Source organism: Variovorax sp. 770b2, assembly GCF_900115685.1.
In the GTDB taxonomy this organism is placed as follows: Bacteria; Pseudomonadota; Gammaproteobacteria; order Burkholderiales; family Burkholderiaceae_C; genus Variovorax.
In genome coordinates, this window is the sequence record NZ_FOXJ01000001.1 from 1,763,421 (window position 1) to 1,781,867 (window position 18,447).

At 69.9% G+C, this 18,447-nt stretch carries 6 protein-coding genes; 2 read left to right on the forward strand and 4 right to left on the reverse strand.

The window, feature by feature from the left end; all coding sequences use genetic code 11:
- The first annotated feature begins 7 nt into the window (after positions 1–7).
- A complete protein-coding gene (locus BM133_RS08045) occupies positions 8–517 on the forward strand; it encodes a GNAT family N-acetyltransferase (RefSeq protein WP_093432853.1) in 510 nt (169 codons plus the stop codon).
- On the opposite strand, the gene BM133_RS08050 is transcribed toward BM133_RS08045, so the two are convergent.
- Positions 514–924, reverse strand: a complete 411-nt coding sequence (locus tag BM133_RS08050; protein WP_093432855.1) for a PaaI family thioesterase — start codon at positions 922–924, stop codon at positions 514–516. The genes BM133_RS08045 and BM133_RS08050 overlap by 4 nt on opposite strands.
- Positions 925–1,024: 100 nt before the next feature.
- Positions 1,025–2,011 (reverse strand): helix-turn-helix transcriptional regulator, encoded by a 987-nt coding sequence (locus tag BM133_RS08055; protein ID WP_093432856.1) that lies wholly within the window; start codon positions 2,009–2,011, stop codon positions 1,025–1,027.
- A gap of 301 nt (positions 2,012–2,312) precedes the next feature.
- Here BM133_RS08055 and BM133_RS08060 point away from each other — a divergent pair, with 301 nt between their 5' ends.
- A complete protein-coding gene (locus tag BM133_RS08060) occupies positions 2,313–3,191 on the forward strand; it encodes a helix-turn-helix domain-containing protein (RefSeq protein ID WP_177224758.1) in 879 nt (292 codons plus the stop codon).
- A 31-nt stretch (positions 3,192–3,222) separates the two neighbouring features.
- Here the strand turns inward: BM133_RS08060 and BM133_RS34535 are convergent, their stop codons facing one another.
- Both BM133_RS34535 and BM133_RS08070 read right to left on the reverse strand, forming a co-directional pair.
- On the reverse strand, positions 3,223–4,218 hold the full coding sequence (locus BM133_RS34535; protein ID WP_177224759.1) for a helix-turn-helix transcriptional regulator: 996 nt from the start codon (positions 4,216–4,218) through the stop codon (positions 3,223–3,225).
- 164 nt (positions 4,219–4,382) lie between these two features.
- Entirely contained in the window at positions 4,383–18,416 is a 14,034-nt protein-coding gene (locus tag BM133_RS08070) for a glutamate cyclase domain-containing protein (RefSeq protein WP_093432859.1), read from the reverse strand.
- Between the last annotated feature and the right edge of the window lie 31 nt (positions 18,417–18,447).

Genomic DNA, 18,447 nt, shown 5'->3' on the forward strand with positions numbered 1-18,447 from the left:
GGGTCCCATGACAAACATGCCCATCGCCATACGGCCCGCGCGCGCGGCCGACGCGCACGCCCTCGCCGCCTTGTCGATCCAGGTCTGGCTCACCACCTACACCGAAGGCGTGAGCGACCTGTTCGCGCGCTATGTGCTCTCGGAGTTCACGCCCGAAAAATTCCTGGCGCTGCTGGAAGCAAGCGATGTTTCGCTGCGCGTTGCCGAGGTGGATGAACGTCTCGCCGGCTATGCGCTTGTGCGCTCCGGCGTGCCGCAGCCATTGGTGCCTGAATCGGACTCGGAGCTCTGCACGCTGTATGTGCAGGAGCCGTTCACGCGGTGCGGCGTGGGGTCCGCATTGCTGCGGGCGGCACGCGCGAGCTACGACGGCCTGTGGCTCCTGGTCAACGTGCAGAACCTGCGCGCATGCCGCTTCTATGAAAAGCATGGGTTCGTGATTCGCGGGAGCACCGACTTCGTCCTCGGCGAAGGCAGGCACAGGAATCACGTGCTCGCGACGCCGCTCCGCGACTAGCGGGGCTGGATCATCCGCGCGCTCGCCGTCGACCGCGCCACCATCCGCCCTTGCGTATCGCTCAGATGCGCTTCGAGGAACGAGATGGTCTTGCCGAGCTGCACGACCCGGCCCTCTCCGTACAAGAGCCCCGGAGAAGCGGCCGCCAGAAACGACACGTTGAGATCGATCGTTGCCGAGAACGCGCCTGCGCCGTTCATGAGCCACAGCGCCGGGCCCATCGTGTCGTCGAGCACCGCGCCCAGGATGCCGCCTTGCACCGAGCCTGCGGGATTCAAGAAGTCGCCGGTCGCGACGAAGCTCATGCGGACCCAGCCCTTCGCCGTATCGAACCCGATGATGCGTTGGCCGAACAACCGCGCAGTCGCGGAACTGGGAAAACGCTGCATCAACGGGTCGGGCGTCATCACGATCCTTCGCTCCGCAAGGCGGGTCGAAAAATCTTAGGCGGCGGCTCCTGACAGCGTGGTGTCAGGAGCGGGAGGCGGCGCCCCGGGCTATCGCCCGCTACATCTCGCTGAGCACGCCGAAGTCGCTGTCGCCCTGTTGCACCGCGTTCACCAGCTGCACCCGGTTGCGTGCGGCGAAGCGGCGGCGAAGTTGCCGCATGTGGTAGTCCACCGTGTGCGACGACAGGTCCAGCCGGTTGGCAATTTCCTTGTCGCTGCGGCCCTGCAGGAGGTGCTGCAGGATGTACTGCTGCGTCGTCGATATTTCGATGCGCGCCCCACCCGTTTCGCTCGCCATGCGCGAATGGCGCGACAGGTATTCGTGCAGGCTCAGGCCGAGCGTCAATGCCTGTCCGACGACCTCGTCGGTGATCCAGCGGCGCCCCGGCTCGCTCGATTGCAGGCTGATGACGGTGTACTGGTTCACGTGCGTGGGCGAAGCCAGCCGGAACATCAGCCCGCTGCGGATGCCGCTCGCGTGCAGGTCGTCGACGAAGCGCTGCCGCCGTCCCGCCGCATCCTCGGTTGCCGTGGTGGCGGCCGTGGACAGGGGCGACGACTCGATCTGCTCGACGTCCCAGACCAGCGGCAGGCTGGAGGCCGGCACGCCCTGCTGGCGCAGGTCCATCTCGTAGAGGCGGTGCGAGAAGTAGCGCTGCACCCATTCGGGGTTGGCGTAGGCGGTGAAGAAGCTCAGCGGCCACCAGCGTCCGCGCAGGTAGGTGATCGTTCCGTAGCCGAGCCAGTCGAAGCCCAGGGCGTTGAGCATGCCCTGGATGAGGTAGCGGCGCTCCTCCTGGCTGCCGGCGTCCAGCAGGCCGCCGACGATGCCGGGCACGCCTTCGGCGTGGCGGTCCGCCGAGGGCGGCAGGTACAGCTGCTCTTCGGCATAGAGCTGCGGAAACGGGCCGCCGGCCGACAGCTCGGCCGTGTCCGCATCGGCATCGCCGGGCGGCGCCGCCGCATCGAGCTCCGGCGTGTCGAGGTCCGGCGCTCCCGACAGCGATGCCGCTGCCGCGCGTTGCAACAAGGTAGCAAGAATCATGAGGTGCCTGTTGGAGATGCCGCAGGCATCGTCGGCCGACGCTGCAGGCTGGGAGCCAAAGTACCAAAGGGCGCGGTTGTCGCCTTGTAAATTCTTAGCCTCGGGCGCGCATTCGCACCCCCGATGCAGTCGAAGGTGGCCCGTGGCAGCGCACCCCGCGCCGCAACTGAATACCTTCGCATGACCGATGCGAATTGGTCATCAATCCATGCGATATCGGGCGCTTCACAGAAAGCGAAGGCGCTGGCATGCTGGTTGCTCCCGTCAGCACAACAACAACATCCGAGGAGTCCCGCCTTCGATGGAAATCCTGGCTGCTTCCCGCTATTGGCGAGACGCCGACCTCACAGGTCTCCAGTTCACCGCCAACCGCCTGCTGCATCGCGAGATCCGGCCGCACCGGCACGTCGGCTACACGCTCTCGGTGTCCGACACCGAGCTGCACGTGCGCACCGGCAACCGCGTGACGGTCGTGCCGCCGGGCACGCTGCTGCGCATCGCGCCGCAGGTCTGGCATTCGGTGCAGGCGCGCAGCGCGCCGTGGCGCGAAGACGCCATGTATTGCAGCTCCGCCGTCGCCCGCTGCATCAGCGCTGCGAACGAAGGCGCGCCCGCGGCCCGCGCGCAGGACGATGCGGGCGTCTCGATCTTTCTGGACAGCCCGGCGGCCTTTGAATTCCTCGAATGCCACCGGCTGCTGCACGAATCCGCGAGCACCGGCAACGAAGAGGACATCGCGGCCGGCCGCGCCCTGCTGCGCCAGCGCCTGGCGCAATGGATTCCATTGCAGGCCCCGCCCCCGCGCGTCGTCGACAGCGGCGACGACCGCATGAACCGGCTCTACGAACTGATCGCCTCGGGTTTCCACCAACGCATGACGCTGGACAGCCTCGCCGGCGCGGTGGGCCTGCACCCGGTGCATGTGCAGCGGCGCTTCCGCGGCGCACTCGGGTTCACGCCGCACGAGATGCTGGTGGGCCACCGCATCGAGTACGCGCGCGACCTCATCGCGGGCGGCGCCAGCGTCACCTACGCGGCGCATGCGGCCGGCTTCACCGACCAGAGCCACCTGCACAAGACCTTCATGAGCACCTACGCGGTGCTGCCGGGCGACTACCGCAAGCTGTCGGCGCTCGATGCGCTGCAGCCGGCCTCGGCGCGCAACGGCATCGTGGGCTGACCGCGGCATCGCAACAGACTGCCCGGGGCTGCTAAGGCTGCCAGTCGGCCGCCGCGCTTACCAGCTGCACCCGGTTGCGCACGTCGAAGCGGCGGCGCAACTGGCGCATGTGGTAGTCCACCGCATGGGCCGAGAGGCCGAGCGCGTGGGCGATCTCCTTGTCGCCGAGGCCGCGCAGCAGGGCTTCCAGGATCGACTGCTGCGTGGCCGACATCGGCGACTTCGCATGCAGCACCTCGCCCTGGTCCAGCGCCGCGGCCGCCTTCTGCACGTGGCGCGACACGTGCTCGTGCAGGCTCAGCCCGAGCATGAGCGCGCGCCCCACCACGCTGTCGGCGATCCAGCGGCGCCCCGGCGTCTGCGAGAGCAGGCTGATGAGGGTGTACTCGTTCATCAGGCCCGGCGTGGCCAGGCGAAAGAAGATGCCGCTGCGGATGCCGCAGGCTTCCAGGTCGGTGCGCAGCATGCGTTGGCGCTGCGCGATGCCCTCGCCCTCCTCGGCTTCGGCGCGCATCGGTTGCCTGCAGTGCGACTGCTCGATCGACTCCAGGTCCCACAGCAGCGGAAGGCCCGAGACCGGCGCGTCGTGCAGGCGCGTGTCGATCTGGTGGTGGCGCTGCGAGAAATAGCGGCGCGTCCAGCTCTCGCACGCGTAGCTCGTGAGAAAGCTCAGCGGGCGCATGCACCCCCGGTTGTCCTCGGCCGTTCCGTAGCCCAGCCATTCGAAACCGATGGCGCGCAGTTGCGCCTTCATGAGCGCCTGGCGCGCCGCGTGGTCGGGCGCCTCGGTCAGCGCGGCGACCAGTCCGGTGGCGCGCCGCTCGCGGTGCGCCGTGGCCGGCAGCGACGGCCGGTCGTCCGCATAGAAGAGCGGCGGCACGCCGCGCGCATCGTCGCCGGGCGGACGCAATGCGGGGCTGCCGCTGCCCGCGGCCCGCTGCGGCGCGGGGCCGCGCCGTGCGAACAATGAAGGAGGAATCGTGGCCGACGGCGCAGGGCCGATGAGGGTCGCGTGGGCATTCATCATCGGGCCCAGTCTAGGAGCGGCCGCACGGGCGCACCAATGGCAATTGCGGTATGCGCCATAACGCAAATGCATGGCCTGTCCGGGGAGATCAGCCAAAAAAAAATGCAGCACCGGCCTCGGCCAGTGCTGCATCTCCGAGGCCCGCCGGCGCGGGCCCGCCGCGCTCAGATGTCCAGGTGCCAGTGCGCGCGCGCGTAGTTCTCCAGGCCCTCGATGCTCTGCGGCAGCGCGATCGACTCCGACTTCACCGCGCCGCCCTTCGTCGGAATGTAGCGGATGACGTTCTGCCCGGCCTGCGCCGCAGCCGGATCGCTCTTGGGGAAGCTGCCGTCGTTGTCGTTCATCTTGTCGTCGGTGAGGCCGTGCATCACCTTGACCCACTCGTTGGCCGGAATGCCCTGCGGGCCGTCCTGCCCCAAGCGGTCGCGCAGCATCTGCATCCCTTCGTCCACCGTCTTGCCCTGCGATTTCATCAGCGCATTCCACGCCACCATCGGCGAGACGCCCTCGTGCGTGCAGTCCAGCATCGCGCGGGTCTGCGCGTCGCTGAAACCGCTGTCTTTCAGCACATTGCGCAACCCCGCGTCGCGCTGCGCCTCGCGGGCGTCGACCTGGTCGTAGTGATGGGCGATGTTGTAGAACTGCTTGATGCCGGTGAACACCGCCACGCCCAGCCCGCCGATGGTGCCGATCTCCGCCGGTATGGCCAGCAGCGAACCCAGCTCGACGGCGCCCGCGCGCGTGAGCGCCGCGCCGGTCACGTTGACCAGCCCCACACCGCCGTCCACCACGCCGCCCACGCCCATGCCGACGTTGGTGAAGGTCACCCAGCTGGGCACCGTCTTGGCCTGCCCCACGGCCAGCGACAGGTCGGCCACGCCCACCCCGGCGGTGCCCAGGCCGAACACGTACTTCCAGGCCATCTTGCCTTCGATGTCCGCCGCGGCGCCGTCGATGGTGCGGTTGCCCGCGCGCGAGCGCTCGGCCATCAGCGTCGTGTAGGGCTTGGCCATGAAGAAGGCCTGCGTGGGCGCATAGATGCGGTGGTACCACTGGGCGTAGTCCTGCACTCCGTTGGCCAGCGGCCGCAGGTTGGTGAGCTCGGTGCTCACGTTGTGCGTGACGAAGCCCGCGTTGGCCACCCAGCGCAGCACCTGCCCGAAGGCGGTGTTGGCGTTGGTCGCGTTGTTGACCGTCTTGGCGCCCACGCCCAGCAGCTTCTGCAGCTTGCCGTCCAGCTCGGAGCCCAGCCGGGCGAACGCGTCGATGCGGGCCGCATCGGGCAGGTTCGCATCCACGGCCGCGGCCTTGGCGACATAGTCGTCCACCAGCGCGGTGCCCTGGCGCACCTCGTCCGCGTTCAGGCCCAGCGTCTTGGCCATGCCCTCGGTCTTCACGCGGAAGGCGTCCCAACGCTTGGCGTAGCTGCCCGGGTCCATCACCATGCCGTTGAATTGCGCATCGGCCACCATCGACCACACCATGCGCGTGGTGCCCGAAACGTGCCGTGTGATGAACATCACCGGGTTGACGAGGTACTCGGTCATCGTGCGCGGATCGGCCACGCCCTGCGTGGTGCGGCTGAGCAGGTCCTGGCGCAGCTGCGGGCTCTGGGACATCGCCAGCGCGACGTCGGCGTTCTTGTTGTAGACGCCATCCAGCGTGCCCTCCAGGCCCTTTTGCGCATCGCTTTCCGATGTGCCCACGCGCAGGCCATTGAGGTTCTCGTGCGTCCTGGCGAGCGTGTCGCCCCACTCGCCGACCACGCGCGTGGCCGCATCGACCTTGTTGGCGATGTCGGGGTTCACGCGCCGGTACTGCGCGATCGCCGCGGCCACGCCCTGCGGCGTGCCGTCGGAGAAATGCGCCACGTAGAACGCCATCGAGGCGCCGGTCGCGTTGTAGCCGGCGGTGCCGCGCAGGTTGCCGATGGCTTCGGTGAGGTGCGTCTCCTGTGCCTTCACGCCCTTGTCGATGCCGGCGAGCACGCTGTCGCGCATGCCCTGGTTGCCTTGCTTTTCCAGCGCGTTCGCGAGTTCTACCGGCAGCTTCGTGCCGCCCTGCACGACCGCGCCTTCGACGGCGCGCTGCAGGCTCACATTGAATTCCGGCCGGTCGGTGAAGCGCCCCTTCAGCAGCTCGGTCGCGAAGCGTTCGGACCAGGCCGAGGTCGGCGAGCGCGCATCGGCCGACTCGGCCACGATCGACAGGCCTTCGACGAACTTCTCGAACTGCGTCATGCTGGCCAGGTCGTCGCTGGGCCGCGGCAGGTTGCGTTGCAGCAGGTCGAGCATGCCCTTGGCCACCGGCTCGGAGATCTCGGGCGGCGCATCGCGGTACTGCGCCAGGTAGTCGCCCACGTCGTGCATCGGCATCTCGTCCAGCAGGTCGAGCGCGCGCGTGCGTTCCGCTTCGAACAGCGGCCGCATGCCGGCGGCGGCCTTGTCGCGCTCGCCCGCATCGCGGCTCACGTCCAGCCGCTGGCGTGCTTCCCGCGCCGCGCCGGCCACGTCGCCGTCGGCCAGGCGGTCTTTCACCACGCTCTCCGAATGCAGCCGGCCCAGCATCGCGGCGTTGTCGTCGACCAGCGCCTTGTAGGCCGGCGCATCGGGGCCGATCTCCACCAGCGTGGCGGCCGCGAAGCCGGCCGGGTCCTGGCGCGCCAGGTCGCGGCTCTTGTCGTTCACCAGCGTGGGATGGTCGGCCACGAGGTGCGCGTAGTCCATCTGCGCCTGCACGTCGGCCGTGGTGCCCTTGAGCAGCCCCGAGTCGCGCAACGCGTCGCGCACGGCGGTGTCGCTGCGCACGTCGAGCTTGTCGAGCGCGATGAGCTGCGCGCGCTGCCGGTTCGCCGCTGCCACGGGGTTCGCGCCGCTCTGCTGCACGTCGTTGCGGATGGCCTTGAGCATCTCCGCCGAGAACGCGCCCCAGTGGCCGTCGGCCGTCGCCTGCAGCGACTTCACCGCCGCCGGGTCATGGCCCGGCTCGCGGGCCAGCGCATCGGCCGCGCGCTGCTGGTGCTGCGCGAGGCCGAGCGTCACTTCGGCAGGCACCGAGAAGGCCTCCGGCCTGGCCTGGAACGACGGCGTCTGGTGGTTGTGCGGCGTGCTGGCCGAGATCGGGTTGCGGGGCAGCGAGACGATGCCCGTGGGCACGTCGTGGCCGGTGTCGATCGGGCTGATCGCATTGGCCGTGGTGATGCCCACCGCGGCCACCAGGCCCACCGTGATCTGCCGCCGGATCACCTTGCCCAGCGGCCAGCCGCCCGGCGGCTTGGGCGCGTTCTCGATGCTCGGCAGCGTGAACGCGCCGTCGCCGCGCTGCACGTTGCGAAGGCCATTGGCCGCATCGATGCGCACCGGCGACTGGTTCGAGACGATGAACCAGTCCTGCGTCGGCTGCGCCGAAGCCTTGCGCGGCGGACGGCCGGTGAGCGCGCGGATGCGCAGGTTGGAATCGGCGTACTGCGCATCGGTCGGCTTGTCGCTCTGGCGCGTGATCTCGCCGGTCTCGCGGTTCTTGATGCGGTAGACGGTTTCCTTGGCCTCCTTGGGCTCCAGGCCGAACCTGGCGCCCATCTCGCGGCGCGGCGCGAGCCCGCCCACGCCCCTGCCCGGCGTGCTGTTGCCGTACCAGCGCACGGTGTCGGTGCCCCGCGCGACGCGGCCGCTGCCGTCGATCTGCCGCAGCGTCAGGTTGGCGGGCGAAGCGGGGTCGGCGTACAGGTCGGGCTGCCCCTTCACGCGGTAGACGTAGACGTTGTCGTTGCCGAAGCCGCCGCTCGTCAGGCGCGCATGCACTTCGGGCCACTCGTCGCCACGGAAGGCCGCGCTCATCGGCTCGGCCACCGGCGCGGTGCCGGGCCTGGGCGTGCCGCCCTTGGGTGGCTCGGCTGCCGCATCGGTGCCCTTGGCGCGGTCGGCCTTCACCTCCAGCGCCGCCTGGCGATAGAGCTCGGTCATGCCGACGTGCACCGTCGGGCCGTAGCCCGCGGCCGCGTCGATGCCGGTGCGCGACTGGCTGTCCACGCCGCCCTCGCGGGCGATCGCCCGCATCAGGCGCGGCACCTGCTTGGCCGTGGGCAGGAGGTCGCTGCGGCCATGGGCCACCTCGAGCGCGGCCACGGTGGCGTCCGCGCCCCAGCTGCCGACGCCGGCCGTGACCAGCTGGTCCGCGGTCACCGCCGAGGCGATGCGCTGGCCGTCGGGCGCGCGGCGCACGCGCTTGTCGACGCTGCCGCCGCCCACTTCGTTGCCCACGTCCAGGATGGCGATCTGCGCGATCTTCGGCGCGCCCTCGCCGCGTGTCCCGTTGATGTGGCGCGCCGCATAGAAGAACTCGTCCAGCGCGGCCACGTCGCCGGTGATGCGCTCGCCGGTGGAGCTCCAGTACTCGCCCTGCGCGTCGCGCCCGGGCGCCTCCACGCTCACCAGCGCGTCGGGATCGAGGTCGCGCAGCATCTGCCGCGCCTGGGCCTCGGCGTGCGGGCCGGTCTTCAGGCCGAAGGGCTTCACGTCGATGTCCTCGCGGCCGAGCACCGAGAGCGCCGCCTTCAGCGGCTTGACGTTCGAGGGCGTGGTGATGCAGGTCGCATCCTTGCCCAGCTTGGCAAGCGACGAAGCCAGCACGGCCGCGCCCTTGGTGCTGTCCGATTCGGGCGCCACGCGGCCGCCGGCGGTGCGCAGCGGGAAGCCCGCCACCACCACCACCTTGCCCGCGTCGCCCAGCATCTTCGCCGCGGCGTAAGCGCCGCCGGGCACGTGGATCGGGAAACCGCGGCCCGAGGGGTCGAAGGCCTGCAGCGCATCGATGGGGTCGCCCGCCTCGTCCTTGTTCAGCACGTTGCGCGCGGCCTCCACGTCCACGTCGGCCCCCAGGCGCTCCAGCGGCACGAGGGTGATGTCGTCGCGCTGCAGCGCGATGCGCAGGGTGTCGCGTACGTCCTTCTGGTCGACCTGCCTCTGGCCCGGCGGCTTCGTCGACGTCGCCTTGTCCTCCACCGCGGTGGTGATGCCGATGGCGCGGCTGGGGCCGGTGCCCATGCCGGGCGGCAACTTGCGCGCGACCTCGATCGCCTCCAGTGCCTGGTTGGTCATGGGGTTGACCATCTTGATGTCCTCGGCGCCCCGCCCCTTGCGGATGTTCGGATCGGCGAGTGCCTTGGTGAAGAACGGCTCCAGCTCGGGATAGTGCGTGCAGCACCACGAGATGGCCGTGACCTGGGGGTCGGCGGCGAGGATCTTGTCGGCATAGTGGTTGGCGGCTTGCTGCATGAGCTGCTGCATGCCGTCGTCCATCGGGTCTCCCATGTAGCGGTTCACCAGCGATGCCACGTCCAGGTTGCCGTCGTTGTCGGTCCCGCCTACCGGAACCACGTTCTTGTCGCGATAGACCCCTTCCACGCTCAGGTCGCTCGGCAGCGGAAGCTCGGCGGTCTTCTGCGTGGAAAACGCCACCACGCGCTCGCCCTGATCCACCAGGCCCTTGTGGAAGTCGCGGGTGCTGTCGATCAGGTCGATCACCGGCGCCTTGATGCCGCGCGCGTACTCGGCCATGCCCGAGGTGCATGCGGTGTTGCAGGCCATGACGATCAGGTCGACGCCGACCTTGTCCAGCGTCTCCAGGCCGGCCCGCGTGTGGTCCGCGATGGATGTCTTGGGCTTGCCGCCGTAGGTGCCCGCCCCGTGGTCTCCGACCATGACCAGGTCCACGCGCGCGCCGGTCGTTTCCTCGACCACGCGCTTGATCTCGGACGCCGCGATGATGCCGCCCGAACCCGAGTCGAACACCCCCAGGCGCAGGCGCACGCCGCGCAGGTCGATGCCCGGGGCCATGTGGATCTTCTCTGCGCGCACGCGCAGCATCGCTGCCACCGCGGCCTCCACGTCGGGCGACATGCCGCCCACGCCCGACTTGCGCCCGCGTGAATCCGTCTTGAAGGGCACGCGGCTGCCGGTCTCGCTGTCGATGCCGCCAGCCTTCATCATCTTGATGACCATGCCGCGCACGGCGGTCTCGTCGGGCACGGCGCTCATCACGCCGCCGCGGCGCAGCACCTCGGTGCCGAAGGCATAGCCGACCCAGTTGGTGCGCCCGCCGGTCATCGCCACGTCGGCGGTCACGATCGAGGCGATGGGCGTGCCGTCGGGCGCGGGTTGCACGCGCGTGTGCACGTCCGGGTGTCCGCCGCCCACCTCGTTGCCCAGGTCGAAGCCCGCGACGGTGGTGGTGCCGTCGCGGCGCGTCGCGTCGATGAAGAGCTGGTCGCGCGCCGGCGTGCGCGCGCCGATCGCGTGGCCCTGGCTGTTGTGGTACTCGCCCTTCTCGGTGCGCCCGGGCACGTCGAAGCCCATGAGCAGGTCGGGCTCGTGGCGGTTCAGGAGCGCGCTGGAGCGCCATTCGGCGCGCTTGCCGCGCGCGTTGAAACTCACGATCTCGTAGTGCTCGCCCTTGCGCTCGCCCAGCGCCTCAAGCGCCGCGGCGAGCACCTTGCGCTGGCTGCGGCCCGCGGCGACGTAGACGACCTTCACGTCCTCGCCGTGCACCTGGCTCGCATAGAGCCGCACCGCCTTGCCGGCCACGGCCGCGCCGCCGGGGCCGCTGGTCTCGGCGCGGCCGCCCATGGTGGAGTAGCCCGCGGCGATCATCACGCGCGGCGGGCGGCCGTCGGCCACGGCGCGGTCCAGGGCCGCGATGGCCGCATCGGCACCTTCCTCGATGCCGCCCTGGCGGAAGATGCCCTCGGCCGGCCGGCCCACGGGCATCGTGAGCGAGGCGTTGTACACGTGCGGGCGCCCGGCCGACGGCGCGGCGGGCGACAGGTCCCAGCGGTCGAACTGCGGGTTCGCGATGCCGACCTCGAAGGTGGTTCTGTCGGGGTTCGCATGGAAGGCCCCGAGGATGTTGTGCGAACGGGCCTTGCCGAAGCGGGTCATCTCGGCGATGCCGCCCTCGGGCGCGGCGCGGTAGATCCACGCGCCGCCCTGCTGCCTGGAGGCGGCCTCCAGCGCCTTGTCGAGCGTGGCGTGCACATCGCCGCGCTTGGCGCGCACGTCGCCGCCCGCGAAGATGCCCTGGCTGGGCGGACGGCCCGACACGATGAAGCACTCGCCGGAGCCCGGTTCCGGGTCCTTCATGAGCGCATGGGTCACGGCCTTGTCGGCGTCCGACATGATCATCCCGGGCGGCAGCTTGTCGGCCTGGCCGGCGGCGCGTTGCTGCGCGATCGTGTCTTCCAGGTGCAGCGCCGCGGCCATCCAGTCGCCATCGGTCCCGAAGGCCGAGGGCTTGAGCGGCAGGCCGTCGGCGCCCGCGCCGGCGGCGCGCTGGACGGGGCGGCTCAGCGTCACCGCCGGGCCGCCCAGCGACGGCGGGGCCTTGCCCCCGACAGGCGGCAGCGGACCGTTGTTCTGCACGGCGTGGTAGATCGCCTCGGCCCGCGCCTGGTACTCCGGCGTGGTGAGGTCGGTGCCGCGGTAGCCGTTGATGGCATCGAGCGTCTTGCCCATCGTCGCGATCAGTTCGTCGTGGGCGGCGCTGGAGAAGCGCGCGCGCTCCATCAGGCCTTCGAGCTTGGGGTTCATGCGCACCAGCGCGTCCAGCGTCACGGCCGTGAAGGCGCCATGGTCGACCGTGTTCCCGTCTTCCAGGTATCGGTCGATCTGGTCGTCGAAGGTGGGTCCGGCCTTCCTGGGGCCCGAGCGCGATTCCTCGAACTGCTGCGCCTTGCGCGCGGCGTAGCCTTCCTCGCCTGGCAGGCCGACCGCGAAGCCGAGCTTGGGATCGAAGCGGGTCAGGCCGATCACCGGCTCGATGACGTAGACGGGCCGCTGCGTGTCCGGATCGGACGCCTCGCTCAGCATGAACACGCCGCGCTTGTTCTCGTTGCCGTGCGCTGCTTCATGGACCATGGTGCGCTGGACGCTCGCAACGCCGCCCGGCCCCTGCGCCGCGGGATCGCGCGCGACCAGGCCCACGCCGTCGCGACCGATGTAGCGGCCGGCCTTGCCGGGCAGCAGATCGGGCACGCTGCCCGCATCGACCACGCGCAGGTCCACCGGCTTCATGCCTTGCGCCTGCATCCAGGCCTGCACGCCGTCCGCGTCCAGGCCTTGCTCCCGGCTCGGCAGCGCCAGCAGCCGGTTGCGCGAGGCCTGCGCGCGCTCCAGCGCCTGGGCCACCCGCGGATCGTCCACGTCGATCTGCGTCACGCGGCCCGCCTTGTCGGTGAGGTAGACGGTGGCGTCGTCGGGCACCGTGAGGTGCGTGGGGCGCGCCACGCTGCCCGGCAGGATCAGTCCCGAAGGCCTGTTGCGCGGCGCGGCCGGCGGATAGCTCACCTTCAGCGGCTGGGTTTCCGCGGTGTCGCTGTGGCGGTTCGACGCCACGGTCGCGAGCTGGGGGGCTTCGGCGCCGTTCCTGTCGATGCCCAGCGTGGCGAGCACCGCCTCGGGCGGCACCGAGCCGTCGGGCCGCAGCAACGGCTCGTAGACCAGCGCGATGCTGTCGGCGGGCCGCATGCCCTTGCCCGGCTGCGCCGCAGCCAGCGCATCGTCGAGCGTTTCGTAGCGCGCGGGCGTCGGCAGCGCGCCGTCGTCGGCGGCATCGCCGGCCGTGTAGGCCGCCTGGCGCACGGCCGGCGCGGGGCCCTGCTCGGCCGGTGCGAGGCCGTGCTGCGCGGGGCTGCGCGCCATGCCCGTGTCTTCGTCGTAGCGACTGCCATGCACGTAGAAGGCGGCGTCCTTCACCTTGCCGCCGGATTGCAGGATGGCCTTGAGGGTGGCGGCCCAGTTGTTGGTGTGCGCATCGCTGCTGGGCGGCGGCAGCGTGTATTCGGGCTCGCCGCCATCCGCTCTGGCGGTGCCTTCGCCGCGTGCGCCGGGTCCGCGCGGCACCGCGCGCGACTGCAGCGGCAGCTCGCCATCGGGCATCTGCGTGGCCGCCTTGTGGGCCTGCACGACGAGCACGATCCGGCCCGTGTCGATGTCCATCTCGCGGTCGATGGTGACGTTGTCCAGGCCCGCCGCGCGCATCCGGTCGCGGATGACCGCGTCCTGTTCGGCGTCGCGGTCCTGCGCGGCCTGCGATTCGTCGCCCTTGCGCGCGACGCCGCCGTCGACGGCCTTGGCCCGGCCCTGCGTGCCGCTGGAGAATCCGACCGTCTTGATACCGCCGCCATCGCCGCTGGCCGCGTTCTGCGCGTCGAGCGTCACCCGGAACTCGACCATGCCGCCCGGCGACAGCGCATGCGCCGCGCGCAGGGGAATGTCGGAGCCGTTCGCCAGGTCGTTCAGGCCCGCATCGAGCACCACGAGGTTGTCCAGGTCGTGCCCTGCGTGGTCCGCCAGGTCGCCGGCCTTGACGTTGGAGGTGCCGTTCGTGTTCGACGCGTTGGCCGCATTCGCGGCATTCGCTGCATTCGCGGCGTTGGCTGCGTCGGCGGGGCTGCCTGGATTGGCCGTGTTGCCTCCGGTGCCCGACTCGCCGCCCTGGCTTGCGTTGGCCCCGTTCCCCGCGTTGGCCGCATTCGATGCGTTCGCCACATTGCCGGCGTTGGAGGCATCGACGGCGTTCACCGGATCTGCCGCATCGGCCGGATCGGCGAGTCCCTCCGCGTCGTCGCCATGCCTCGGCGGCGCCGGTGACTCCGGCTGTTGCTGCTGCAGCTCCTGCGCCGCGGCCGCCTTGCGCGCCATGTACGGATGCAGGCCGATGTTGTTGACCGTGCCCGGAAAGGCCTGAATCCACGCCGCCCGCCGTTCGCCCTCGTTCATGCCGCGGCCGTAGTTGGCCAGCGAGATGAGCTGGCCCGTACCCATGCTCCCGCCCAGGTCGTTGCCGAACTGCACGGCCACGGCGCCGGCGAATTTGGTCTTCGAGAGCACGCCGCCGGCCAGGCTCGGCAGCGGCATCACGGCGGAGAAACCGCCGGTGAGTGGCGCGGTGGCCGCGCCCATGACCGAACTCACCAGGGTCGACTGGATGCGCTTGTCGCCTTCCGCCGAGCCTAGCTGGCCGTCGAGCCCGACGCTCATCGTCTCCACGCCCACGCGGCCCGCGCCGTCCACGGCCTGCGAGATCACCCCGGCGCGGATGCCGACCGACACGCGCTGGCCCATCTTCAGCGTGGTGCCGACGCCCTGCTGCAAGCCCTCCTTGGCCAGGTACCTGGCGGTGAACCCGGCGCTGGCGCGCATGCCCGCGCCGACGCCGGTGGCGCCCACGGCGGACGAGGCGATGTCGACGGCTTCGTCCTTGAGCGTGAACTTGACGTCGTCCCAGCTCAGGTCGCCGTTGACCCCCTTGTAGGTCGCCGTCCACATCGAGGTGTGGCCGTCGGCGTAGATGTCGCGTCCCTGCGCGGCGGCCACGATGTCGCCGGTCGTGTCCCAGAGTTCGTTGACGGCCACGCCGGCCGCGATGCCGGCCGCGACGTTGCCGCCGGTGGCCACGGTGGCCGCGATGCCCGCCAGCGTGGAGACGCCGATGCGCGCCGCCTCGTCCACCACGCTCCAGAACTCGTCGTTGTCGCGCTGCTCCCGGTTGACGTCCACGGCCTTGACGCTGTAGGCGTCCATGAGCTTGTCTTCTTCCTCGGTGTACTTGGTCAGCGAGATATCGCCCCTGGCCAGCTGGTCTTTCAGCTGCTTGGCCTTGTCGCGCTGCTCCTTCGTGTAGTCGACCGCCTCGTCCGCCGAGTCGTCGAAGATGTCGCGCAGCCAGGTGTGGCCTTCCTGGCTCTTCTTGATGTCGCCGTAGTCCTTGTTCAGCAGCGCGTCGTCTTCCACGCTGAGCTTCGTGAGCGCGTCGTAGCTCCTCGCCTTGACGGTGCGCGCGTTCTGCAACTGCCTGCCCTGCTCGCTGGAGTCCAGCAGGTCCTGCGTGCGGCGCTCGGCGGCGCGCACGCTGCCCGTGCCGGCGGTGGTGCCGACGCCGTCGAGCTCCTTCTGCAACGCCGGGTTGCGTGTCGGCCAGAGGTTGAGGAAGTCCTCCGATGCCTTCGCCTGCCGGCGGGTGCGGTCCAGCAGGATGTCCTTGACCTGCCGGTCGACCGCAGCCGCGGCGCCCGCGTTGTCGTTGTTGAACTTGTCCTGCAGCTTCTTCAGTTCCTCGGGCTCTTCGCGGTCGGGCGCCGACGCATTCACGAGGAACTCGGTGTAGTCCTTGCGCTGGCCGTCCTGCAGCACGCCGGCCTTCTTCTGCGCAAGCTGGTCGCCCAGCTTGTCCAGATCGCCCTGCTGCGCGAAGCTCTCGGAGAACAGCGTCGGATTGGCCCGGGTCCAGGCGTCCTTCTTCTCCTGCAGGCGGGCCACGTCGCCGGCGATCACGTGCGCATCGGCGTTGCCCTGGGCGATCGAGGCCTTGTCGTAGTCCAGGTTCGCCAGTTGCTCGGCATCGCTGGCCGCGTTGCGGTTCACCCAGGCGTCGTGCCAGGGCACCTCGCCGTTGGTCGACGACTTGCCAAAGCGCTCGTCGTTGATGCTCTGACCCTTCTTGAAGTCCCGCCACGCGGCCTCGTTCTCTTCCTCCGCGTTGCGGTACTGGGGGCCGACCGGCTTGGCGCCTTGCGCCTCGCGCTTCTGGATCTCCTTTTCGTCCAGGCCGCCCCAGCGCCAGTTGCGCTTCCACTTCTCGAACTCGGTCTGCAGGTTCTGGTCGGCCAGGAGCTTGGCGTCGTGGGCGTCGTCCTTGGCGACGCGGGCTTCGACGAGATCGACATCCTTGCCGGCTGCGACGACCAGGCGGTCGATCTTGTCGACCCGCCCCAGCATGTCGTTCAGGTCCGCGGTCGCGGCCGCCTGCTCCTTGCTGCCCGGCCGCGCCACCGCCAGGTTCTGGTAGGCGATGCCGGCGTTCTTGTCGATCACCGTCTGCTTGTACTGGGTGAGCGTGGAGGTGGCCTTGCTCTGCGCGATGTCGGCCTGCTCCTGCGCCGCGTCGCGCTGGGCCACGAGGTCGCGGCGCTGCGCCTGCACCTCCGGCAGCGTATCGCCCATGTGCCGCGCGTCGCGCAGGATCTTGTCCAGGTCGCCGATCTGCTTGCCGTAGTCGCCCACGAGCGCGAGCTTGTCGTCGGCCTGCTTCTGCGCGTAGCCCGCGCCGCCCGGGATGTCCTCGATCGCGGGCTTGCCCTCTTTGTCGTAGCCCTGCACCTTGAAGACGGTGTTCTCGTCGATGACCTTGTGCGAGACGCTGTCGTTCTTCCAGTCGTGGTACTCCACCACCGTGCGGTTGGTGCTCGGGTCGTAGATCGTGCGCGTCTCGACCTCGCCGTTGTCCGAGGTCGGCTTGGTCACGTCCACGGTGCCCGGCGGCAGCGAGGCGAGCAACTGGTCCTCGCTCAGGTGCAGGCTCTTGGCGACCTCGGCGATCGGCTTCTTGTCGTCGAAGATCGCCTTGCGCGCCGCCTCGCCGGGGCCGGTCCTGGTTTCCGGGTCGCCCATGAGCACCGCGCGGTGCCCGCTGGCGGTGGTGTTGACCACCTGCAGGGTGCCGTCGCTGGCGGTGGTCTTCTCCAGCACCGAGCCGTCCGCGCTGTAGGTCTTGACGGTGGTCGGCACGCCGGCCACCACCAACTGCTGGCCCGGCTTGAGCGCCACGCCGTAGTCGACGTCCGGGTTCAGTGCGAACAGCTGGTCCGGCGTGAGGTTCGCGGCCTTCGCCACTTCCAGGTAGCCCTCGTAGGGGCCGACCGGTCGCAGCACGGGCGCGCCGGTCAGCGAGGTGGTGGTCTCGGTGCGCCTGCCGTCCGCGCCGACCACCGTGTCGGTGCGGGTGCCTGCCTTGGGGTCGATGGTGTGCGTGACGTTGTTGCCCGTCTTCTGGTCCTTCACCGTCTGGCTCAGCAGGCCGTTGCCGTCTTGCGTGACCTGGATGGTCTTGCGCCCCCCCGGGGCCTTCGCGTCGGCGAACGAGCCGTTCACCGAGAGCGAACCGCTTTGGTAATCGTTGGTGTAGGAGAGCGAAGCGTCGCCCTTCTTGACAGTGGTGACCTGCACGTCGGTGCCGGGCTTGCTGGACGCAATCTTGATGCCCGCGGCATCGGCCTCCGCAATCACCTTGTCCACGCCGATGTTGCGATCCTTGGCGATCTGCTCGACGGTCTTGCCGTCGGCGATGGAAGACAGCGTCTTCGTGACCTCCGGCGTCACCGCGGTGGGCTTGGGCGGGAACAGGCTCGTCAACGCCGGGGTGGACGAGGTGCCGTTCGTGCCCCACGCGGGCGCGCTCAAGGTCGAAGGCAAGGTGGTCGGTCCCTTCAATGGACCGTTCTGCGTGGTCAACGTCAGCGACGACAGCGGCAGGCCGGGGCTGCCGGGCAGCGAGGGGCGCGACTGCACCTGCAGCAGCTGCAACAGCGGCGAGTGCATCGGATCGGTGGGCATCTGCGCCGCCGCCTGCACCGTGGGAAACGGCTGCGTCGCGGTCTGGCTCGCGGGCGGGCTGCCGTAGAACTCGGTCTGCGCCTCGGTGCCGACGGCATCGGTGAACTTCCTGTTCGCCGCGTTGGCGTCGGTGCGCAGCGTGGTCGCATCGGTCTGCGCCTTCGACAGGTCTGTGCGCTCCTTGTCGGTGATGACCGACTGCGGCTTGCTCGCGGGCGGCGTCAGCCCGACCACCTTGGCCTCCGCGTCCTGCGCCTTGCTCTCCTTCTCCTGCGAGTCGAGGTACAGCCTGGAGAGGTCGTTGGTCGTCTTCGCGTCATCGCGATGGGCCTGCGCGTCCTGCACCTTCTTGTCGGTGGCCGCGGAGGCCTTGGCCTCGGGACTCTTTTTCTCTTCGCGCTTTTGCGCGACCTGGGCGCCGAGGAGGTCGACGTCCTTGTCCTTCAGGTTGGCCTCGGCACTCGCGCTCTTGGCGCGCGCGTCCTCGAGCTTGGCGTCCTGCTGGGCCTTCTTGGCCTTGTTAAGGTCGGCGAGGTCCTTGGTCTTCTGGGCCTGCGCCTGCATGGCCTCGGCGTGGTCCTTGACCTTCTGGGCCTGCTTCTGTGCATCGATGGCACGCTGGCGCGCTGCCTCGGCCTGGCGCTGCGCCTCGCGCAGTTTCTCCAGCAGCGCTTCGAGCTGGCGCTGCAGTTCCCGTGCGCGCGCCGCGGCATCCGATTCGGGCGAGCTCGCGGGCTGCTGCGTCTGGTTCACGGGGTTGGGAACGTTCACCGGCACGCGTACGCTGCCGCCTCCATCCGCAATCATGACCATGGGGTGTTCCTTTCGATCACAGGTTCTTCAA